At 43.2% G+C, this 24,836-nt stretch carries 11 protein-coding genes; 8 read left to right on the top strand and 3 right to left on the bottom strand.

The features are described from left to right. Positions 1-12: 12 nt before the first annotated feature. From BHV73_RS02465 to BHV73_RS02455, 3 genes are all read right to left on the bottom strand, one after another. Positions 13-1,398, bottom strand: a complete 1,386-nt coding sequence (locus BHV73_RS02465) for a glycosyl hydrolase family 28 protein (protein WP_087412812.1) — start codon at positions 1,396-1,398, stop codon at positions 13-15. Positions 1,399-1,411: 13 nt separating this feature from the next. Then, a complete protein-coding gene (locus tag BHV73_RS02460; protein ID WP_087412813.1) occupies positions 1,412-4,165 on the bottom strand; it encodes a heparinase II/III domain-containing protein in 2,754 nt (917 codons plus the stop codon). 93 nt (positions 4,166-4,258) lie between these two features. Further along, complete coding sequence (locus BHV73_RS02455) at positions 4,259-8,347, bottom strand: hybrid sensor histidine kinase/response regulator transcription factor (RefSeq protein ID WP_286736228.1); 4,089 nt, start codon at positions 8,345-8,347, stop codon at positions 4,259-4,261. Between the two features lie 330 nt (positions 8,348-8,677). Here BHV73_RS02455 and BHV73_RS02450 point away from each other — a divergent pair, with 330 nt between their 5' ends. The 8 genes from BHV73_RS02450 to BHV73_RS02415 all read left to right on the top strand — a co-directional run bounded on the left by BHV73_RS02450 (position 8,678) and on the right by BHV73_RS02415 (position 24,824). Further along, the gene (locus BHV73_RS02450; RefSeq protein WP_087412815.1) at positions 8,678-11,827 is read left to right on the top strand and encodes a SusC/RagA family TonB-linked outer membrane protein; all 3,150 of its coding nucleotides are present in this window, start codon (positions 8,678-8,680) and stop codon (positions 11,825-11,827) included. A 24-nt stretch (positions 11,828-11,851) separates the two neighbouring features. Continuing rightward, entirely contained in the window at positions 11,852-13,537 is a 1,686-nt protein-coding gene (locus BHV73_RS02445; RefSeq protein WP_087412816.1) for a RagB/SusD family nutrient uptake outer membrane protein, read from the top strand. A 15-nt stretch (positions 13,538-13,552) separates the two neighbouring features. After that, the gene (locus BHV73_RS02440; protein ID WP_087412817.1) at positions 13,553-14,968 is read left to right on the top strand and encodes a glycan-binding surface protein; all 1,416 of its coding nucleotides are present in this window, start codon (positions 13,553-13,555) and stop codon (positions 14,966-14,968) included. A gap of 32 nt (positions 14,969-15,000) precedes the next feature. Then, entirely contained in the window at positions 15,001-16,917 is a 1,917-nt protein-coding gene (locus tag BHV73_RS02435; protein ID WP_087412818.1) for an endo-1,4-beta-xylanase, read from the top strand. 219 nt (positions 16,918-17,136) lie between these two features. Then, positions 17,137-18,924 (top strand): GH35 family beta-galactosidase, encoded by a 1,788-nt coding sequence (locus BHV73_RS02430; RefSeq protein WP_087412819.1) that lies wholly within the window; start codon positions 17,137-17,139, stop codon positions 18,922-18,924. A 35-nt stretch (positions 18,925-18,959) separates the two neighbouring features. Beyond that, positions 18,960-20,612 carry a sialate O-acetylesterase gene (locus BHV73_RS02425; RefSeq protein WP_087412820.1) on the top strand — a complete coding sequence of 551 codons (1,653 nt, stop codon included), beginning with the start codon at positions 18,960-18,962 and terminating at the stop codon, positions 20,610-20,612. Between the two features lie 15 nt (positions 20,613-20,627). Beyond that, complete coding sequence (locus BHV73_RS02420; RefSeq protein ID WP_087412821.1) at positions 20,628-22,040, top strand: MFS transporter; 1,413 nt, start codon at positions 20,628-20,630, stop codon at positions 22,038-22,040. Between the two features lie 21 nt (positions 22,041-22,061). Next, positions 22,062-24,824 (top strand): endo-1,4-beta-xylanase, encoded by a 2,763-nt coding sequence (locus BHV73_RS02415; RefSeq protein WP_286736224.1) that lies wholly within the window; start codon positions 22,062-22,064, stop codon positions 24,822-24,824. The last annotated feature ends 12 nt before the right edge of the window (positions 24,825-24,836 follow it).

The following is a 24,836-nucleotide window of genomic DNA, read 5'->3' as shown; positions in this document are numbered from 1 at the left end:
TTAAACTACCAATCACTTAATCTCAATGTCTTCTATAAACTCATTTTTTATAATCCCTTTCAGGTGCTTCATTTTCACACCATTGATCATAATACTATCAAAAACTACATTTCTCACACATCTATTCTTATCCAACCCTTGCACCAAAGAAGCGTTCTCACCAACTCCTGTATAAGTGATATTACGGAACGTAATCCCTTCAATACCGTTACCGGGTTGCTTATCGTACTTAGGATTGAAACGGACTTTCACATAGAAAAGACGGCCTTCCTGAATATTCTCTACACGGATATCCTCGAACAAGACATTACGCACCCAATTCTTGTCGCCACAATCTACCGTCATACACCCCTGATACAGCGGATCATCTTCATCGTGTTCCAGAATATCAATATTGTGAAACGTCAGATTTTCAATCACCTCGCCCGTTAAAGAATCCGGATCGCCATGGCCGCCTACATTGATAGGATGCGCAACATCCGCCCACAGCACGGAATTCCGTACGGTAATATCGCTTGAACCACCCCACCAGTTCCAGCGATGATTATAGAGCGCAATACAATCATCCCCCGTACGAAGAAAAACATTATCAACAAGTACTTTACGGCAACACATCATGTCAATGCCATCACTCCAGCTTTTGCAACTAAAAGTTTTCAAGTTACGGATAACTATCTCCGAAGAACCGCCACCGAACACTGTATAATGCTCGGGATTTACAACCGTAATTCCATCAATCAGTACATTCTTGGCATCGGTTATTTCAATACCGCGGACAGGATGGTCTAATATTCCGCGACCAATGATACGCACATTTTCAGCATTATCAACCAACAGTTTAGCTTTCAGCACTGCACCCGGAGCCAAATAGACCGTAGTATTGCTTGGTATGCGTATCTGATTATTGGGTAAATCTTTCGGACGATGTATCCCCGGCCCAAAGAACATAACGCCTTTTGCTTCCTCCGAGTAAACCTCTTCTTCCATTGGATTGGCAAAAAGATGCAAATTGTGCAAACGGTCTCCGTTAAACTCGACTGAAAGATTTTGAGGCTTGTCCAAAGTGAAAAAAACGGCGTTTTGTACTTGCCGACAGGCTATATTATTATTCAGAGGGCGTATGGCAACCTCACGCACCGTACCGTTATTCTTTTTTACCATAACTTCCACTGGGCTTCCCATATCGAACTGTACCATGGAAGCATCTTGCGGCTTATCCAAATCGACCTGCACTTTATATTCAAACACGTCCTGCCATTCCCCGCCAAGCATACGGACACGAACCGTATAATCATCATTGTGAGGCATACCCGTATGCAATCCCACCGGATAAGTTTTCAACTGCGCTTGGACCGCCATGCCGAAACTTACCAATACTACTAATAATAAATGTTTCATTGCATATCTTTCTCTAGAGCTTCGTTTTCTCCATCACACACTTCTTTATCTTATATGTCTTTCCATTCAAGGTGATTGTACAAGCGCCGGAAGCCGTATAATACCATCCGTTCGATTCTTTCTCGAGCAACACATTCACCGGAGCGTCAGCCTTAATTGATATAGCGGGAGTTTGTAACAACGTGCCGTTCCCTAAAAAGAAAGTACAATCCTCTCCTCGCCGGTTGCCCCATAAAGCGTAGGTAGAAGAGGCTTTCATACCATTGTTCATCGAACTAAGATATGCAGCACTATCCGAAGACAGAATATAATCCATGCGACCGTTTTTCTGTTTTACGCAAATCCCCACATGGCTGCCCGGCTGTTTACACTCCACTTCCGGAAAAGTAACGGAAGAAATCCGTTCGGCTTCCTTCACAGTCGAAGGTTCATAAACGGCTACAAAAGGACGATTCCATGCTTCACCTTCCTGACGGGCTACAAAGGTAAGGGTGGGTTGTTCCTTAATATTATAAGGCATTCCCGGCGTACGGCTCAATCCTTCGGTCATAGGGCTGAGAGCAGAAAACACCGTACGGTCTTTTTCACCCTTCATCCACATATTCATCAGGATATCATCCTTATCGGGCATCTTGATTGTAAAAACAGCTTTTACATCTTTACCTGTCCGGGCACATTTCTTATCGAACAAGTAGGAATAGGCATACAGATGCGCGCCGGCAAAGGCAAGCTCTTCGGTAGGTTGCAGATACAAATCAGTGCCGTCGGCAGCGGTCAAGGTCATTTCCTGTCCCAGGTTATGATAGAAATAATCGTGCATTTTATCTCCGCCACGTTCTTTACGGCTACGGAAAACATCTACGTAGTAACCGGTTTCGGGACCGGTGGTAACGATGCTCATCATACGTGTCTGGTCCGAACGGCTTTCCGGTTCACGGAAATAAACATCGCTGTACGTTACGGAAGGAAATTTTTCCTTTACCGCCGTAGCCGCGGAAGATGCAGGAAAACAGGACAGCAAATCGAATGAATGATTACTCTTCATCACCGGATAACTGGAGATTCCATCGACACATACCGTATTGTGACTGGGAAACTGTGAATAATATTCAGCATAGTCCAATCCGCTATACAGATATAAGCCGATACCGGCATCAGGACCTAACACATATCCTTTACCGTAAAGCTCCATTGAAATACCATTGGCATGCATATGATTACCTTCGCTGGCATTCAGAGAAATCATCAAACTGTTACGCGGATGCATACCATTCCGCTGTACCAGCCACGATACGTTTGGAGCGTAAAATAAAGGAGATACATAGTCTTCCATCTTGCCCGCCCGGACATCTTCTTTCAATTCCAAAGGCTTGTCGTCAAAGAAGGAATTGATGGATACGCGCACATCTTTCTTTGCCGCAGCTTTCCCGGCATCAGGGTCAAGACATTTTAATAGAGCGGTAAAATACCTCTCCTGTTCTTTTTTTCCATTAACTTGGGCGTTTTCAATCATCCGAATAACAGGTGTGGTTTTCAGATACCCCGGATGGGTATCTCCAAAACCGCATATCATCCGATTGGGAAATAAATACTGGGGAGTAGCCGCAACGGCTGTGGGAAGTATCGGCAACTCTTTTGTCAAGTCGCAATGTAGGTTACGGTCAAAGAGATTGGTAAAGTTGGCATAGTCATTCATCACCACACCGCTATAACCGGGACATTCCGCCCAAATGCCCGTATGAGGGTCATATCCGTAGTCGGCAAGTTTTTTCAAGCTCCATTGCCGGATACTGGATTGATTGAGTACATAATCTATATAGTATCCGCGTCCTTTACCGTCGGCATAATGATTATCATCTTCAAGTATCATGCCGATGTCCATTACATAACGCGCCTGCATCAGATTCCAATTATTATGGGGGACTCCGTTAGCAATGATATTATCCGCCCATTTCTTAAAAGCCCCGGCATAAATATTCATTTTATCGGCATAATGGGCAACCAGATATCCATGTAGGAAATCGTACAGAGGAACAATATCATAAAGTATATCTTCATGGATTACCTCAAACGAACTCATACCGACCAATGTTTGCTGATGGCCGTGATTTAAGTCGACGGGGACATTGCGATAATAGATACCTTGCATATAGGTATCGAAAACACCGGCTGCCAGGCGGGCATATTGTTCTTCATCGGTCAACCAGTAAAGGAAAGCCGCGTCACGGGCGATTCCCATAATCTCACGGTTCAGACTTTCGATGTTACGTCCTGTTTTGGCGGGATGAACTTTTTCCAAAGGCCGGCCGGGAAGGGAATTGTTATGAAAGGTAACATTACCGTCCTTATCATCATCGTATGGAATGATATCTGCCAGCTTGGGACGTCCGTGAGTAGCGAATGTACCGCGTGTTCCGGTATAGCGCACTGTTGGCACGGGAGCCTTCGCTCCGCCAGCGTGGTCGAAACTTTCACCTTTTATATACACATCGGTAGCATGAGAATCCCAGTACATGGCAAGACGCGACAAGAGCCAGTCCGGTTGCGCCTCTGTCAGGCGGGTATAGGCATCAGTCTTTGCTTTCAGTTTACCGAATACATCTTTTGCCCATGATTCATTTTCGATTAAATCACGCGTATCCTGCTTCCCATCTGCATTCGTCAGATAACGGGGATGCGATTGGGGAAGTTGCAGGGTACGGATATCGATTTGTGCTTGCAATGCCGTAACTGCCGATAACAGTAAAAGTAATATAGCTTTTCTCATCTCTTAATTCGTTTTGAAAAGGAATACGTACAACCTGCCTCTCACACTCAACCGTCAAGGTATTTTTAGTATCCTTCCGTTCTCAAAATGATATTATCGGTGCTGGTTCATATACTCTTTCGGCGACATTCCATATTTCTCGCGGAAAGAGCTGGAAAAATGAGACAGGTTGGTATATCCTGTGGCATAAGCAATCTCAGAGACGGTAAGTTTATGGTCTTGCGCCAATAAAGTTGCAGCCTGTTGCAAACGGATGTTCTTAATAAAATCGCGAGTGGAAAGGTTAGTCAATTCCTTCAGCTTACGATGAACGTGCACGCGACTTAATCCAACTTCGGAAGCGAGCATCTCAACGTTCAGAGTAGGGTCATCCAGATGCTCATTCACCACTTTCATAATCTTCCCCATCAATATCTCGTCACCGGACTTCATAGTAATTTTTTCTATTTTATCCTCTTGCTGTTGTGCACCGCTGAATTTGTTACGCAACAGCCTGCGATTGGCTATCAGATTGGCGATAGTCCTTTTCAGTAATTCCGTATTGAAAGGTTTCACCATATAAGCATCGGCACCGGTTTCCATTCCCTCCAAAGTATCCTCCGGTTTGGATCTGGCTGTCAATAAGATTATAGGAACATGATTTACATTGGTATTCTGCTTTATCTTACGACATAAAGCCAGTCCATCCATTTCGGGCATCATAACATCCGAAATAACCAAATCGGGAGTATCACGCAAAATCAAATCATATGCTTCCTTACCATTATTGCAAGTCTCTACCTTGTACTCATCCGACAGTTCCGATTTCAGATAGGCTTTGATTTCAATTTCATCTTCCACTACCAAAATCCGTAAACGCGTCTTTGCTTTAGTACCGGTTTGGGGCTCTTCCTCTTCCATCATGAGTTCTTCTTCCAGCTTCGCTAAAACAGGTTTATCGACTGTGTGAAACATAACAGTATCCGCATCCACAGTTTCCAGTTCATCGGTACGCAAGTGTGCCGAACCCAACGGTATACGTATGATGAAGCGGCTTCCGGGAGCATCTTCCCTGTTTTCAGCAAAAATAATTCCATGATGCAGCTGTACCAGCGAACGGGACAGATGCAAACCGATACCTGTACCGAAATTGGATTTCGTTACATCATTATCTATCTGATAAAAGCGTTCGAAAATGCGTTCTATCTTATTCCGGTCGATACCGATACCGCTATCCGTTATCACAATCTCAAAATAGTCACGCAACGCATCCCGGCGTGTTATATCCCGGCCTGTTGACAAACTAACCTGTACCTCACCCCCATCCGGAGTATATTTAAAAGCATTGGACAGAATATTCATCAGCACTTTATCAAAGTTATTCAAGTCTATCCATACTTTCAATTGAGGCATTTCATGCTTAAAAACAAAACGGATATTCTTTTTACGCGCCATATACTCAAATGTCTGCATCAAGTCGGCAATGAATCCTACCATATCCGTCTCACGGAACTTCATGAACATCTGTCCCTTATCCAGCTTACGAACGTCCATCAACTGATTAATCAAACGCAAAATGCGTTGTGCGTTGCGATCAATCATCAGATATGTTTTATGTAACTCCCCATCTCTTTTATCCGCCAGCAGTTTCTCCAAGGGATTAATGATAAGCGTCATCGGCGTACGTATCTCATGGGATATATTGATAAAGAACTGTAACTTCGCTTCATTCAGTTGTTCGGCATGTTCCCGCTTCATGATTTCACGACGATGCCGCATACGCGACAGGATATAATTGACAATACCCAACACCAACAGTCCGGCTAAAGTAATGTAAACGCAATACGCCCACCAAGTCTGATACCAAGGGGGAGTAATCAAAATCTTGACGGTACGCGTTTCTGAGTAATTGCCGTAATTGAGGGCGCGCACCTGAAAAGTGTATTGACCTGGCGGCAAATTGTTATAAGTCACACGGTTTACCCCCGGCTCGGTACTGAGCCACTGGGAACCTAATTCGTCCACTTTATATTGATAGGAAATCTGCTCGGGATTATTGTATTGTAATGTGGAGAAAACGATACTGAATGTATTGTCTTTATATGATAGCCGAAACTGATTGGCGTCTTGTACCGATGTATCAATTACGGGTTCTCCGCCCGAAAGGCTGTTTTTATGTATCGGATGATTGAATACGTAAAAGTCCGTAACCCACACATTCGTTTCTTTAGAAACACTTCCTATACGCTCCGGAGAAAAATAGGTAACGCCATTAATACCGCCGAAATATATCTTTCCTTTCTTATCTTTATAGAAAGCTCCGTGCGTAAATTCATTGCCTTGCAATCCATCTCCCGAGTAATAATTGACAAAACGGTTATTCTTGACATCATACTTGCTGATACCCATATAGGTACTGAGCCATATATCATGCCGGGAATCTTCACAGAGACCGCAAATAACATTATTCGAGAGTCCGTCTGCCGTTGTAAATCGTTTCAGTTCTTCCGTCTTTTTGTTGAAACAGTAAAGTCCGTCTGTCGTGCCCGCCCAAATATTACCGGAATAATCCTCTTGAATGGCATATCCCACGCAGCCTGAAATCAAAGTATTCACCTGCCGATAGTTTATAAAGCTCCCGGTCAAAGGATTGAAACAACTTACTCCTTTATAATGCCCCAACCAGATAAATCCTTCACTATCACAGAATATATAGTTAATCCAGTCGTTAACCAGTTCATTTCTTTTTAAATCACCGGTTTCATCCTTAGCAGATTCATAATGTTTCAAACTGCCGGTCTGTAAATTATACTGATAAAAACCGGAGCCCAGTGTACCGATATATAAGTTTTTCTGTTTATCCTCGGTTATAGAAAGTATCTTTTCATTGTCAACAGGCAGAGAGTAATCACATACTCCGGTTTTTCTGTTCAATTTCGCAATACCGCGTGTATAAGAACCAAGCCATAGGTTCTTTTCCGAATCCTCATATATGCACATTATCGTATTAGCCACAGAATGAGAGGAACTTCCCGGCTGGTAATGTCTCAGACAGCCGCCTTCAGCATCCAGTTCATAGATACCTTCATTATCAGCGCCTATCCATAGGTGTTGATTGCTATCCTGAAAAATAGACATGACGCATCCCTGCCCTATAGGATTATAATAGGTGGATTTGCTGCCATAGTACTCAAAGGGGTTACTCTGTTTCGGTATCAGGACAATGCCCTTTTGAAACAAACCCAACCATAAGTTTTTATCCTTGTCTTCCAATATTGTATGTATCTTCCCTTCCGAGAAATCCATCGGAGCAGTATTGATGGTATAATCTTCCAATTGCTTCTTGATGGGATTGTACAACTTCAACCCCTGGCCGTCGGTACCGACCAAAAGTTGCCCGTCTACTAATGCCATGCAATAAACAGACAAAGCGCCATTTCCTACATAAGGAACAGGTGTAAAAGTGTTCTTCTTCCTGTTATAGCATGACAACCCCCTCTTTTGCGTTCCAACGAAAAGATTGCCTTGTTTATCTTCTATAATAGCTGCTATATTATTATCATTGAGAGTGGGGTATTTGAACACACGTACTTCTTTTGTAGCGGGCATATAACAAATCAATCCGTTACCATAAGTTCCTATCCAAAGATTGTAATAAGAATCTTCATAAAAACAAGATTGAAAATTATAATTGGATTGTCGCAAAAGCTCATCCACCGAAACGGCTTGTTTCCGTTGTTCATCCAACCGGAACATTCCCTGTCCGGTAGTAGTCATCCATATTTCACCATTATGCAGTTCCTGCATCTGTGTAACGTGCGGAAAAACCTGCTTGCCAGCACGTATCATCGGTATTTCAGAAAAGGTATTCGTCTCACGGTCATATCTCATCAGACCGTCAATGCATCCTATCAGCAGGTTTTGCCGGCTATCTTCAAACAACGTACGTACATAGTTATTCTTTATGGAAGTAGAATCGCCCGATACGTGCCAGTAATTTGCAAAACGCAAGCCGTCAAAACTGTTCAGCCCGTATTCTGTCGCTGTCCACATGAACCCTTTACTGTCTTGAAAGAAATGGTTGATTAGGCTGCTGGATAATCCTCCATCTGTGGTATAAAATCTCCCGGTCTGCGCATAAGCAGTAAAAGAAGAAATAACATATATCACAAATGGAAATAATATTTTGAATGATGTTTTCATACTACAGAATTAAAAGTCAAAACAAAAGTATGAAAAATAATAGATAGCTTTGTATGCCATATAACATAAATGTAACATCTGAAGTATATTTTGTTACGCACAGAAAAATGATGTTACATGAATATGTAACACCGGAAACATTCCAAACAGATGTTTCATGGATAACATTATAAATTTGTATCAGACAAAAAAACAATGTTTAATCATTAATTCAATGAAACAAATGAGTACTTAAAGAAAGGCACACTAAAAAGTTCACCTTATTTATATATAACATAAGGAGAATTAAGAAATGAGAGTATAAAAGTTATCCACTAAATTAATTTCATTATGAAATGCACAAATCATTTTATTAAGTATTTAGGATTTATCCTTCTTCTGTTTTTGTTGCCTATTACGCTTCAGGCACAGAATATCACTGTAAAAGGAACAGTAAAAGACGCATTTGGCCCGGTTATTGGTGCCAGTGTAGTACAAAAAGGAACAACAAACGGCGTTGTTACTGACATTGATGGAAATTTTACTCTATCACTTCCATCAAACGGTATTATTGTCATATCTTTTATCGGTTATAAAACACAAGAAATACCTGTATCCGGAAAAAAACAAGTTGAGATTATCTTAAAAGAAGATACAGAAATGCTGGATGAAGTCGTAGTCGTTGGTTATGGCCAAATGAAACGTTCGGATTTAACAGGTTCAGTAGTTTCAGTAAATGACCAAGCCATAAAGAAGTCAGTTCCAACTTCTATCGATCAAGTCTTGCAAGGTCGTGCAGCTGGTGTACAAATCCAAGCGAACTCCGGTACGCCTGGCGCTTCAACTTCTATACAGATTCGTGGTATTAATTCACTAAATGCTACTAATCAGCCTATTTTTGTAATTGACGGCGTAGTAGTAGATTCTGCAACAGATGATGAAAACAGTAACCCTTTGTCAAGCATCAACCCATCGGATATCGTATCAATGGATGTATTAAAAGATGCCTCGGCAACAGCGATCTACGGTTCGCGAGCATCTAACGGAGTCATCATGATTACGACCAAACGCGGACAAGCAGGTGAAGCAAGTATCACTTATGACGGTTATGCAGGCTGGCAAGAAATGCCAAAACAATTAGACATGCTGAATCTACAGGAATATGCCCAACATCATAATGCGCGAGCTGCGCTTGGACTCGTAGATCAAAGCAGTTCTTTTATTCGTCCCGATATGCTTGGACAAGGTACCAATTGGCAAGATGAATTATTCCAAAAAGCTTTTATGAACAGCCATAACTTGTCTGTAAGTGGTGGTAATGAAAAGACAACTTACGCTTTCAGTGGAGGTTATCTTGACCAAAATGGTATAGCGATAAATTCCAGTTTCCGTCGTCTGTCATTACGTTCCAATATTGATACACAGATCAAATCATGGCTCCGTGGTGGAGTAAACTTTTCATTTTCAGAATCAAAACAAAAAGTTGGAACTGATAATAATACCATTATCAGCGCTTTGATTCAACAACCTACCGTTGCTGTTACATCTCCTGACGGCACATATGATGGTCCTGATGATACATGGATGCCTGAAAACCCGGTAGGTCTTGCATCCATCCGTACAAATGAGAATCGTAAAACGAATTTTCGCCTCAACACTTATTTAGAAGCGACCATTCTGAAAGGTCTGACTTTCAAGACAGAAATATCAACAGATTGGAATTACAACAACTACTATTATTACCAACCCGACTATCAATTTGGTATTAAAACAAGTGATACACGTACTTCTAAATGGACTAAAACAAATACTAAATATTGGTCATGGCGTAATATCTTAACGTATAATAATACATTCGCAGAAAAGCATAACATTAATGTTATGATAGGCCAAGAAATGTCACACTACAATTATGAAACTCAGGTTGGTACAGCTACCGGATTTCTAACAAATACAACTCCCGACTTAAGTGCCGGTGACGTTACATCATCTACCACAACAGGTTCCCGTATTGTTAATTCCCTTGCATCATTCTTCGGACGTGCATTTTATTCTTTCGATGAACGCTACCTGCTCACCGCTACCATCCGTCGTGACGGTTCATCCAAATTTGCCAAAGGTAATAAGTGGGGCTGGTTCCCATCAGTAGCTTTAGCATGGCGCACCTCTCAAGAAAGTTTCCTGCGTGACAACCCTGTCATTAATAATCTGAAAGTACGTGCAGGTTGGGGAGCTACAGGTAACCAAAACGTTAGTGATTACGCCTACATGGCATTACTCTCTTATAAGACAACGCCATGGGGTACCGGCGTACTGACCGGAAACACTGCCAATCCCGATTTAACTTGGGAAACAACCAATTCTTATAATTTAGGTATTGACCTCGGTTTATTCCAAAATCGTATTGAGCTTATCGCTGATGTATACTATAAAAAGACAAAGAACCTGTTACTCCAGCTTCCACTTCCTTCATATTTGGGTTCAAGTGGGCAAGGTGCCGCATCCAATCCTTGGGGAAATGTAGGTTCACTGGAGAATAAAGGATTTGAACTGACACTGAATACCACTAATATCATCAAAAAAGACTTCCAGTGGACATCAAATATTATTTTCTCCTTAAACCGTAACAAAGTAGTGCAACTCGATACTGATAATTCATCCATCGAAAAAAGTTATCAACCCAGTTCCACATCCTACATTGTAACCAAGACAACTGTAGGCCAACCTATCGGACAGTTTTGGGGTTACAAAGTTATCGGACGCTTTAATGAGCCAACCGACTTCTACTATAAGGATGCTAACGGTAATGTAAAACAAGTTGCCATTCCTGAAGGTAATACCATAGCCAAGAACAGTACATGGATTGGTGATTATATTTACGAAGATATTAACGGTGACGGTGTAATTAACAGTGAAGACTGTACGTTTATCGGTAATCCCAGTCCCAAGTTTACTTATGGTATAGGTAACACTTTTTCTTACAAAGGGTTTGACCTCACTATATTTTTCTCCGGCTCTTATGGAAATAAAGCACTGAATCTGACTCGTATGCGCATTGAAGATCCACGTTCTAACGGTAATATTCTGAAATCATCGCTAAACTATGCACAGGTAGATTTAATAGATCCCAACGGTTCCGACAGCGATTACCGTAACCTCCACGTAGTTAATGGCGCATCCACTACAATGCCGGCTTTACAAGCATCAGATGCCAACCAAAACTTTACGCGCATCAGTGATATGCTTATAGAAGACGCCTCATATCTCAGACTACAAAATATATCTATCGGCTATACATTCCCCAAGAAGTTAATCAATAAGATACATCTCAGTAACTTGAAACTTTATGCCAATATACAAAACGTATGTACTTGGAGTAAATATAGCGGACTTGATCCGGAAGTGGGTGCAATGTATGGTGATGCACTGATGACAGGAGTCGATTATGGACGTTATCCTTCACCGCGTATCTATACATTCGGATTAAATGTATCTTTCTAAATCACTCTTAAAATGAATTACACAATGAAAAATAAAATATTTACCCTGACAGTAGTTGCCGGTTCACTGTTTATTTCTTCGTGTGAAGACTTCCTGACACACGAAAACACAACCAATGCCAATCAGGAAACATTCTTCGACAGCGAAGAAGCGTTAGAAACGGCCACGGCTCCACTTTATAACTATGTATGGAACAGTTTTAACGACAAAGCATATTATAGTATGGGAGATGGGCGAGCCAATAATATTACCGCTCGTTGGTCCGACTATATTTATCCGTACACTAATTTCACAGAAACAGCATTAAGCCCGGGGTTGGAAGATGCATGGGGTTCTTTTTATTCTGTCATAGCACAGGCTAACTATACCATTAACAACATCAAAGATTATTCAAGTCCTCAGATTAGTGAAGAAGCCAAAACACAAGCCTTTGCCGAAGCACGCTTCATGCGTGGGCTTGCCTACTGGTATATCGGATCTCTATGGGGAAAAGGTATTATCTATGAAAATACAGCCGAATTAGTCAGCAATTCCGTTGTGCCCGCCAATCGAGGAGTAGATGTAATAGAATTTGCAATCCGAGATCTTGAATATGCAGCAGTCAATCTTTCAAAAACAGCCTCTAATGAAGGAAGAGTCACCTGTTATAGCGCTTACGCTTTTTTGTCGCGTATATACCTGTCTATGGCAGGGCTCACTACTGACGGTCAATATGACGGAAGCAACATTGCTACCGATTTCAACCGGGGTACCCGCAACAGTTATTATCTTGAGTTGGCACGTAAAGCAGCCATGAAAGTTATAGAAGAAGGCCCCTACCAATTACTCGAGAATTATGGTGATCTCTTCGCCGTTGCTACGACCAATAACAATAGTGAATCTATTTTTCAACTGCAATGGTTAAGCGGTAGCACTGATGCAATAGGCTGGGGATGCAACAACTCCATGACCACTTATTTTGGCTGGTCTACCATGGTAGGTGAGCAGAACTGGGGCAATGCTACGTATGCTTCGTATGACCTTGTCCGCACCTACGACCCGCAGGACCGTATTCGTCGCCATTACACTATTGCGACTGTGGGAGAATACTATCCTGACCTCAATACAAAAAATGGCGGATATACATACAATGTAACTGAAACCGGTTATGAAAATAAATGCAATTTTAAAAAGTATGTAATCGGTAAGATCGATGACAATGGACAAAGTTATTCACAGAGTAGTGGTTTAAACACCTATATGATGCGCTTGGCTGAAGTTTATTTAAACCTAGCAGAAGCAATTATGGGTAATAACACTTCTACCAGTGATGCTATTGCTTTAGAGTACTTTAATAAAGTGCGCAGACGTGCCGGAATGCCTGAAGTAAATACTATTACATACGATGCTATCCACTACGAACGCCGTATAGAATTTGCTCTCGAAGGACAATACTGGTACGACCTCTTACGACGCTCTTACTATCAGCAACAGGAAGTTGTAAACTACCTCAACAATCAAGAGCGCAACGCCAGTTACAAATGGGATGAAACAGAAGATTGCCAATATGCCAAGACAGACGACGGAACTAGTGTGGCAACAGCTACTGTCAGTAACCTCACTCTACCTATATCCGACGTGGATAGTGGTCGTAATCCGCTGCTAAACCAAGAACCCGAAGCCTATACGTTTGGTGAAAGGGAAGTTTCAGAAGAAGATTTGTTCAATTGATTAAGCCAGACAGATATGAAAAGTACAAAATATATTAAGTTGTTGTGCATGTTATTACTACCTACAGTTTTCATTTCATGTAATAAAGATGACGAATACTTTGATGAGAAATATCAAAGTACCCCGATAACCGTAACCCAAGTTTATTTGGAAGACTATGAATCTTCCGTACCCGACCGACCTATTACCTATGCACGTCTCGGACAACTGATTCGCATAGAAGGAAGTGGATTCTATGGTATGAAAAAAGTCTATATCAACGGATACGACACATACTTCAACCGTGCTTACGTTACAGACAACTCTATGTTGGTTTCCATTAATAGTGATACCCCCGTATCTGATGCAGAACCCGAAGAGCGTAACATTATACGTTTCGTCAAAAACAACACGGAATTATCCTACAATTTCACGATACGCGCCGCTTCCCCCACCATCACAAGTATCAGCAATACACTGCCTGCAGCAGGTGAAAAAGTTACGGTATACGGTACCGGATTGGAAGAGACTTCCAAAGTAACCCTGCCCGGAAGTATAGAAATAACAACCGGTATAGAAAGCGATGAAGATGGAGAATGGTATTCCTTTACTATGCCTTCGGGAGTGACTACCGGGGGAAGTATCTATTCGGAAGGAGCCAATGGTCAAGCTGCCACTCCTGCCTACTTCAATAACGCAGATTGTATGATACTTAATTTCGACGGTAGCGGCACTCAAGGTTTTTGGAGTTGGAGCGAAACCGGATCTATGATTAATGCAGATGACTTGGTTACCGACCCGGTTTCCGGCAGCAATCGCGGCAAATGCCTGCAATTAATTCCCGAACGACTGATTGCAGCCGGTGGAATCATGTCAGGTAAACCTCGGGCATCCGAATGTTGGACTGCCGGTAATGATGACGCTGCCGATGACTGGAGCCGGATGTATCAATACATACCGAAAGAAACCCCTCTTACGGAAGTCGCATTGCAATTTGATATCTATGTAGCGGAAAACGAACCCTGGAGTAATTGCGGACATATACAAATCAACCTGTTCAATAACTTCAACTTTGCAGGAATCGGTTCGGATGACGACGGCTCTTCTAACCAGGTGGCTTTCTATGTACCTTATATACAAGACGGAGAAATCGTACCATTCTATACAGAAGGCTGGCAAACAGTTACAATCCCATTCAGTGAATTTAATAAATATGCCACATTAATAGCTGATAAGGAGACACCTACCTTTGAAGACGTGGTAACAGACCGGAATTCTGCCAGCTACCGGAACTTCGGTATCGGATTTGTTAATACAGATTTTACTTACAAGGATGTTACTGTGGAATCCAACACCTTTGCAACCCACATCTATCTTGATAATTGGCGCGTAGTACCTTGCAAAGACATTATAATCTCCGACTATCCGGAAGACGAAGAAGAGACTGAATAAATCAAATAGAAAAACATTAAAGATTATTGATTATGAAACGAAATAGGATTATTCTTTCGTTAATAGCTTGCACGCTTACGTTGACGGGCTGTGACGACCAGATAATGGAATGGCAAAAAGCGGACGGGAATATCAACAGTTCGGAAATACCTTTGGAACTGAATGAAAAGATAGCTTTATACAACAGTATCAAGACATACGCAGAGCAATATACACCTAACATGACTATAGGTTTGGGCTTAGGTGCAGAAGAATATATCAGCAATGCCGATTACAAAAAAATTGCCGATGAAAATTTCCAAATGTTTACAGCTGGCAATGCAATGAAACATCAGTCAATAGTGCAAGGTGATGGTTCACTTGATTTCACTACCGTTGACGCTTTTTTGGAAGTTGTACCGACAGACATCAAAATTTATGGGCATAACTTTATCTGGCATACGCAACAAAATCAAAATTACCTAAAGAATTTAATTGCACCCGAAGTAGACTTTGACAGTAGTGGAGATGGCAATTACTGTGTTAACGGTTCTTTTGAAAACGGAATGGAGAATTGGAGCTCAGAGAATAAAGGTGCAGGCATAGAAGTCATTGATTCCGATGATGCTATTGAAGGGGAAAAAATCCTAAAGATGACAGCGAGTAGCACATCTACAAAGGAATATGACTTACAAATCATTACTGATCCAATGCCCACTTTAACCAATAAAAAAGTACAGATTTCATTCTGGGTAAAATCTGATAAAGATGGAGAAGGACGTTTGTCCTTCTCAGGTATGACTAATAATTATCCATATATGAACTGGACTGGATCTCAATCAAGCTGGACTAAGTCATTTAATACATCTACAAATTGGCAATTAATTAATGTAATCCCACAAAACTTCAGTACAGATTTTGAAGAGGGAGGAACGACTTGGAAAATAAACTTTGATTTTGGTTTTAAGCCAAATGTCACTTATTATATTGATAATGTACAAGTAGTAGAGTATACAGAAGGACAAGCTAAACAATTTAAAGCCCAATTTGCTACTCGTGGTACCACCATAACTTATACCCCAAAATCTGATGAAGAAAAGAAAAGAATCCTATTAGATGCTATGGAATCCTGGATAAAAGGTATGGCAGAGCACGTAGGTAACCGTATTCAAGAATGGGATGTCATTAATGAACCTATAACTGATGATGGCCGATGGCGTGGTATAGACGGTGCCTTCGGTAGCACAGACAGCGAAGGGAAAGCTGATACAGCACCTACGGAAGATACTACTAACGGGCTAAACTTAAACTGGTCGAACGAAGCCGGCAACGGTCATTTCTACTGGGGTTACTATCTTGGCAAAGATTATGCCACCAAAGCATTTGAATATGCTCGAAAATATTGCGCGCAGGGTTCCCGTCTTTATGTCAACGATTACAACTTAGAAACAAGTCCCAACAAATTAGCAGCCCTAATTGACTTTGTAAAATACATTGATGAAAACAATGCAACCGGCCAGCCTATCGTCGATGGTATCGGCACACAAATGCACGTAACCGCAAGCAGTATCACCCGTGAACAGATAGATGCCATGTTTCAAACAATGGCCGCTACAGGCAAGTTAGTCCGCGTCACCGAACTTGATGTCGCATTAGGAACAGCTTCACCGTCCGCCGAACAATTGGAACTTCAGGCAAATGTATATCAAATGGTTTTCGAATCATACAAGGCAAATGTTCCCGAAGCACAACAGTCAGGTATCACCATCTGGACATTAAGCGATAATGCAGCCGAACATGAATACTGGCTGCCCGATGAATCGCCCAACCTGTTTGACGGCAATTACAACCGTAAACATGCTTACAAAGGCGTATGCGATGGAATTGCAGGGAAAGATATAAGTGAAGAATTCAGTGGGGATGATTGGAAGAACATCTCTTCAAAAGAAGAAAGTACTTCTGAAGAATAAATAAAATCACCCTATACATCATCTATCGACGCAAATAAGACTACATCATATTCTTATCATTCGATAGATGATGTATAATCCCCCTAAAAAGGCATCCTAAAACCGATTGTTACATAAGCAACATTTTATGTAACATCCGGCAAACAGTATGTAACAAAAACAAAGCATTGTACAATAGCAACGAAAGCCCCTTTATAAATTACCCGTTATCTTTGTAACATGAAAAGCATATTCAAAACATATCGGCAAAACATCGGAACATATTTCCATAACTTCGAAGCTTATCCGCAAAAGATAGGAGGATATTTAGTTCTACTTTTTATCATCCATTTCTTTACTGTTGAACCGGCTGTCGCTCAAAAAAGTTTCTTGCAGTCACAAGGCACTGCCACCCAACTTATCGTAGACGGTAAACCTTTCCTCATATTAGGCGGCGAGCTCGGTAATTCATCCGCCTCATCCGTACAAGACATCGAACGGATTTTTCCTAAATTACAAAGAATGGGATTAAATACCGTTCTCGTTCCTGCATACTGGGATTTAACAGAACCAACCGAAGGTCACTTCGATTTTACACTTACCGACAAAGTCCTGCAACAAGCACGCCGGAACAATCTGAAAGTCGTCTTCTTATGGTTCGGAGCCTGGAAAAACTCCATGAGTTGTTATGCTCCTCTCTGGTTCAAAGAAAACCATAAGAAATATCCCCGCGCTTACACGCAAACAGGTAAACCATTGGAAATAGCCAGCGCTTTCTCCGAAAATGTCTATCAAGCAGACAATCGTGCCTTTTCGGCATGGCTACAACACATCGCTGCAATTGACAAAGAAGAAGGTACCGTCATCATGGTACAAATAGAAAATGAGATAGGCATGCTGGAAGATGCGCGCGACTACTCTCAAGAAGCTGACAAAGCGTTCCGTGCTCCTGTTCCCACAGAATTAATGAACTATCTGCAAAAAAACAAAAAGACGCTGCATCCCCAAATGATAAAAAAATGGGAGAGCCAAGGCTGCAAGAAACAAGGCACATGGCAAGAAGTATTCGGTGCAGACATCTATACCGACGAAATTTTCATGGCATGGCACTACGCCCGCTACGTAGAACGAATGGCACAAACCGCCCGTTCCATCTATAACGTACCTTTATACGTCAACGCCGCCATGAACAGTCGCGGACGTAAACCGGGTGAATATCCTTCGGCAGGTCCGTTGGCACATCTTATCGACGTGTGGCGCTGCGGAGCACCCAATATCGACATCTTAGCGCCAGACCTGTACGATGACGGTTTCACCAATTGGGTAGCACAGTACAAACTGCATAACAACCCTCTTTTTATCCCAGAAATCCGTCTGACAGATAATAACGGAGTACGAGCTTTCTATATTTTCGGCGAACATGACGCCATCGGTATCAGCCCGTTCTCCATAGAGGATGGTTCCGACTCTTCCGATTCTCCTTTAGTTCAAAGCTATGCCAGACTAAAGGAACTAATGCCTTTACTCACTGAATATCAAGGCAAAGGTATGATAAAAGGAGTTCTTTTCAACCAAAAAGACAAAGAGCGTATCATTACGGATGATGACTTATCAATAACCTGCCGACACTATTTCACATTACCATGGGACCCACGCGCCACAGATGGCAGCGCATGGCCCGAAGGTGGCGGCCTCATCCTAAAACTATCCAAGAACGAATATATTGTAGCCGGTAGCGGTATCGTTTTGGAATTTACCAAGGCCTCGGAGAAAGCTAGTTCCGAGATACGGAAACAACTGGGTGAAGACGGATTCGCCTTAAGTAACGAACAGATAAAGACAAAAAAAGAAAGGTTTCAAGGAATGCGTTGCGGCATCGGTCATGTGGATGAAGTAGAGGTGGACAAAGAAGGAAAGTTCCGTTATATCCGCCGATTGAACGGCGACCAAGACCATCAGGGGCGCCACGTACGAATATCGGTAGGAGAATTCAAGATACTGCATGTACGATTGTACGAATATCAATAAAATTGATAAGTATATACCATAAAAGGATTTGAAATATGAAATATTTGATTCATGATAAGATTAGGTTAGGAGTAGCAGTGCTGCTTTGCTTTTGCACCGCCTTACAAACGGATGCAAAGGTGAAGCTGCCTGCTTTGATTTCGGACGGGATGGTATTGCAGCGTGAACAGCCTGTAAAAGTATGGGGAACTGCTGACGCAGGCGAAAGGGTCAGTGTAACATTCATGAAAAAGAAGTATGCCGCCACCGCTGACAACAACGGACACTGGAACGTAACACTACCGCCAATGAAAGCAGGCGGTCCGTATCTAATGCAAATCAACGACATCAAACTGAACGATATATTGATAGGCGACGTATGGCTCTGTTCAGGGCAGTCGAATATGGAACTGCCTGTCAGCCGGGTGACAGATATGTTCGCCACAGAGATTAACGAATACAGCAATGAAAGAATCCGGCAGATTATCGTACCTAAAGTCTACAACTTCCATGCACCGCAAGAAACACTTTCCACTACAAGCTGGAAACCGATGACGCAAGAAAACGTAATGAACTTCTCCGCCCTCGCCTACTTCTTTGCCAAAGAGATGTATGAGAAAACCGAAGTGCCCGTAGGTATTATCAACTCCAGTTGGGGTGGTACCCCCATAGAAGCTTGGATCAGTGAAGAGGGATTAAAGGAATTTCCCATCTACATCAACGATAAACGCCTGTATGAAGATGATATCTATTGCGCACATATCAAGAAGCTGGAAGGCGAATGTTTCTATCGCTGGAACTCATCACTTTATCGCAGCGATGCCGGGCTACACGAACGGACTCCCTGGTATGCCTCAAACTATGATGATAGCGATTGGCAAACAGTGAACATGTTTTCCCGTACATGGGGCAATAACGGATTGAATCCCATTGCCGGCTCACACTGGCTGCGCCAAAACGTGGAAATACCGCACACCTGGAGCGACAAAGAAGTCACTCTGCGGTTAGGTTGCATCATAGATGCGGATTCCGTATACGTAAACGGTACATTTGTAGGAACTACCGGCTATCAATATCCGCCCCGTATCTACCGTATTCCGGCTGGGACACTGAAACCGGGAATTAACAATATCACTGTACGCATCATCAGCAACGGCGGACAACCGGGATTTGTACAGGAAAAGCCGTACAAGCTCATCTGCGATAATGAGAGCATCGATCTGAAAGAAGAATGGAAATACCGTTTGGGAGCCCCTATGCCGTCGGCTCCGAACATGATGTTTTTCTGTTACAAGCCCGTATGTCTGTACAATGCCATGATAGCTCCTTTGCAACATTACACGTTGCGGGGCACAGTATGGTATCAGGGCGAATCAAACGTATCACGACGGAATGAATACGCTACTCTCCTTACAACCATGATTGCCGACTGGAGGCGTACTTTCGGTCAACCGGAATTGCCTTTTTATATAGTGGAACTGGCAGACTATCTATCCAAAGAAGATATCGGCGGCCGCAAGGCATGGGCAGAAATGCGTTTAGAACAGGCAAAAGCAGCCCAAGCCACTCCTAATGCTTTTCTTATACGTAACAGCGATTTAGGAGAATGGAACGATATTCATCCGCTCGACAAGAAGACATTGGGCAAACGCGTAGCAGACAAAGTATTGGAAACATTGCCTATTAAAAAAGTGAAATCAAAGAACTAATAATAATCTGATATTATGGAAACGTCAATAAAAACGAATGAACAGTCTAAAGGTTTTTACAAACTGTCATGGCTTCAACGAATCGGGTTTGGTTCGGGCGATCTGGCACAAAACCTTATCTACCAGACAGTATGTATGTACCTGCTGATATTCTATACGAATGTATATGGGTTGGAACCGTCGGCAGCCGCATTCATGTTCCTCATAGTCCGGGTAGTAGACGTGCTGTGGGACCCCTTGGTAGGCGCATTCGTAGACAAACACAACCCCAAACTCGGTAAATACCGTTCTTATCTGATATTGGCGGGAATCCCTCTCACCGGCTTCGCCATACTTTGCTTTTGGAACGGATTCTCCGGTTCGCTGGTCTATGCATACTTTACCTATGTAGGTTTGTCTATGCTTTACACGCTGATTAACGTTCCCTATGGCGCACTGAACGCATCGCTCACACGTGACACGGACGAAATAACCACACTGACCAGCGTACGTATGTTTCTTGCCAATACAGGCGGGCTGGCGGTAGCCTATGGTATTCCTAAGCTGGTGGCAAGTCTGTCGCCCGACGGAATGACTAATACGGCAGAAAGCGCCGATGCCTGGTTTTATACCATGGCGATTTATGCGATTGCCGGACTGCTTTTACTGGTGTTCTGTTTTACACAATGCAAAGAACGCGTCGTTATGGATGCCAAAGAAACTGAAAAAGTACAGGTATCAGACCTCTGGGTGGAGTTCAAGCGCAACAGACCCTTGCGTATTCTTGCGTTCTTCTTCATTACAGCATTTGCCATGATGGCTGTGGGTAATTCGGCAGGGTCTTATTATATGTTGTACAATGTACACGGCACCAGCGACCAAATGGCGAACTTTATGGCGCTCGGCTCAATCCCGGCATTTATCTTCATGCCATTAGTCCCGTGGATTAAGAGGAAGATAGGCAAACGTGCCATGTTCAATGTATTTCTGTCCATAGCAATCGTAGGTATGGCTCTACTCTATATCATATCGATGATACCGTCATTAAAGAGCCAGATATGGCTTGTTTATGTGGCGCAATTTATAAAATCCACCGGAGTTATCGTCGCTACAGGCTATATGTGGGCCTTAGTTCCGGAAGTTATCTCCTATGGCGAATACACCACCGGAAAACGTATTTCAGGTATTGTAAATGCTCTTACCGGTATATTCTATAAAGCAGGAATGGCATTGGGCGGTGTAGTACCGGGACTGGTACTTGCCTATGTGGGATTCGATAAGAACAATGCCGTCAGCCAATCTTCATTTGCCGAACAAGGCATTCTCTGGTTAGTAGCCATCATCCCTGCCATATTATTGATAGTTGCCATGCTTATCATCTCAAAATATGAGTTGGACGACGAACGGATTGACGAAATCAACAAGGAGATAGAAAACAGAAACAGATAATCATTCATTAAACAAGATACCATGAGAGTAAAAAAGACTTTATTGTCCGCGCTTGCCGTTACTCTGTTATTGGCAGGTTGCGGTACCAAGCAAACGACACCTCAAAGCCTATCCCTGAAAGAGGCGTTCGGTGACAAGTTCCTTGTTGGCGTAGCATTGAACACCCGGCAGGTAGCCGGTAAAGACAGTGCGGCAACAAGGCTCATAAAACAACACTTCAACTCTATCGTTGCAGAAAACTGCATGAAAAGCGTAAATATTCACCCAGAAGAAGGCAGATATAATTTCGGTGCTGCCGATTCCATAGTAGAATATGGTGAAAAGAACGGCATGGCCGTTATCGGTCATTGCCTCATCTGGCACTCGCAATGCGCTCCCTGGTTCTGTGTAGACAAAGAGGGTAAGAACGTTTCGCCGGACATCATGAAGCAACGGATGAAAGAACATATCACGACGCTTGTAAGCCGCTATAAAGGACGCATCAAAGGTTGGGACGTGGTGAACGAAGCGGTAACAGACGACGGCTCGTACCGTAACAGCCTGTTCTACCAAATTTTAGGTGAGGAATACATACCGCTCGCCTTCCAATATGCATATGAAGCCGATCCGGAAGCAGAACTCTACCTCAATGATTACGGCATGAGCAATCCCGCTAAAAGAAACACTTACGTGAAAATCATCGACGACCTGAAGAAACGGGGCTTGCGCATCGATGCCATAGGTATGCAAGGACATATGGGTATGGACTATCCCAACATAGAAGAGTTCGAGAAGAGCATGCTTGCTTTCGCCTCTACCGGTGTGAAACTGATGATTACCGAATGGGAAATGAGCGCACTGCCTACCGTACACGAAGGCGCCAATATCAGTGACACCGTTGCCTTTAAGGCAGCCATGAACCCCTATCCTGATGCACTGCCCGATTCAGTGTCCAAAATCTGGAACGCACGTATGAAAGCGTTCTTCGACCTGTTCGTGAAACATGCCGACGTTATAGACCGCGTAACCGTATGGGGCGTGAGCGACGGTGATTCGTGGAAGAACGATTTCCCCGTAAAAGGCCGTAAGGAGTATCCCCTTCTCTTCGACCGCAATCATCAGCCCAAACCGTTCTTGCGCGAGCTGTTGTCGCCCAAAACCGCCACCTTTGACACCTTTACTTATTCCGTTGAAAACGGTACCGAAAGCGATGTACGGAATGACAGTACTTCCGGTTCCCGGTCGGTCAATCCCCTGCTTCCCGGTTGTTATCCCGATCCCAGCATCTGCCGTGCAGGAAATGACTACTATCTGGTGAACTCATCATTTGCATTCTATCCCGGAATTCCCATCTGGCACAGCACCAATCTTAAAGACTGGACACAACTGGGCTATGTATTGAACCGTCCCTCGCAATTACCGCTGAAAGACGGTTTGCGCATCAGCGGAGGCATTTATGCTCCGGATATCAAATACAATCCGCACAACAAGCTCTTCTACGTGATTACTACCGCAGTAGACGGTGGCGGTAACTTCTTCGTAACAACCGATGATCCTAAAAAAGGAGAATGGAGCGATCCGGTCTTTCTACCCGAAGTAGGCGGTATAGACCCCGGATTCTTGTTTGATGAAGATGGTAAAGCCTATATTGTAAACAACGACGCCCCGGCCGGAAAACCGGAATACAGCGGGCACCGCGCTATCTGGATACGCGAATTCGACTGGAAAAATAACCGTACCGCAGGAGAACAAAAAGTGATTATAGACGGCGGTGTAGACAAATCGCAACATCCCAGTTGGATAGAAGGCCCTCACCTTTACCATATCAACGGTACTTACTACCTGATGGCAGCCGAAGGCGGTACAGGTCCCAATCATTGCGAGGTCATCTTCTCGGCTTCCTCTCCTTTCGGGCCTTTCAAGCCGTGCGGTACCAACCCGATATTGACACAACGTGACCTGCCCCAAGACCGTCCTAATCCTGTCACTTGTACCGGCCATGCCGATTTGGTGCAAACTCCCACAGGTGATTGGTATGCCGTATTCCTTGCTGTACGCCCCTATCGCGACGGACACGATGTAATGGGGCGCGAAACATACCTCCTCCCTGTCGATTGGAAAGACGGACAACCTATTATTCTTCCTGCGGGTGAAACCCTCCATTACACCAATCGTTCCCTAGCTCCCACTCCGCTTTGGACAAGTAACGGGCTGACTGATGAAGCATTCTTCATCCGCACCCCACAGAGTTCTTATTATGAGATAGGTAAAGACGGAAAACTGACCTTGACAGCCCGCAGTATAAGAATCAACGACCGTAGACAGCCGTCGGTCATCGGCCGCTGGATTACCAATAACGAGTTCGATGCGCAAACAGCCGTCAACTTCTTACCCACGGCTCCGGAAGACTTTGCGGGCATCATCCTGTTCCATAATGATGAATGTAATATCCGTTTCGGCAAGGCGCTGGACGAACAAAGCAAGCCTTGCTTGAAGCTGATTGCTTACAGTATGGACAAGCTCAATACGGAAACTGAAATACCTTTGCGAGAATCGGATGCCAATAAAAAGATTTGCCTGAAAGTAACCGGTAATGAACCGCAAACGGCAGGCGAAAGCGTTTATTATACTTTCTCCTACTCCTTCAGCCCCAAAACAGATTGGGTACAGGCAGGCGAAGCCGTTTCCGCCGATTTACTCAGCACTCAAACTGCCGGTGGCTTTACAGGCACTATGGTCGGTATATATGCCACAGGGGATTACAATGAACAGGGAGATTACAGCAATATGAAAAAAGGAAAATAATGATTCAAATCC

Origin of the sequence: Bacteroides sp. 44_46 (assembly GCF_001915465.1) — a bacterium.
Classification (GTDB): domain Bacteria; phylum Bacteroidota; class Bacteroidia; order Bacteroidales; family Bacteroidaceae; genus Bacteroides; species Bacteroides clarus.
The sequence above is the reverse complement of the archived record's forward strand: the minus strand, read 5'-3'. Positions and strand labels throughout refer to the sequence as shown.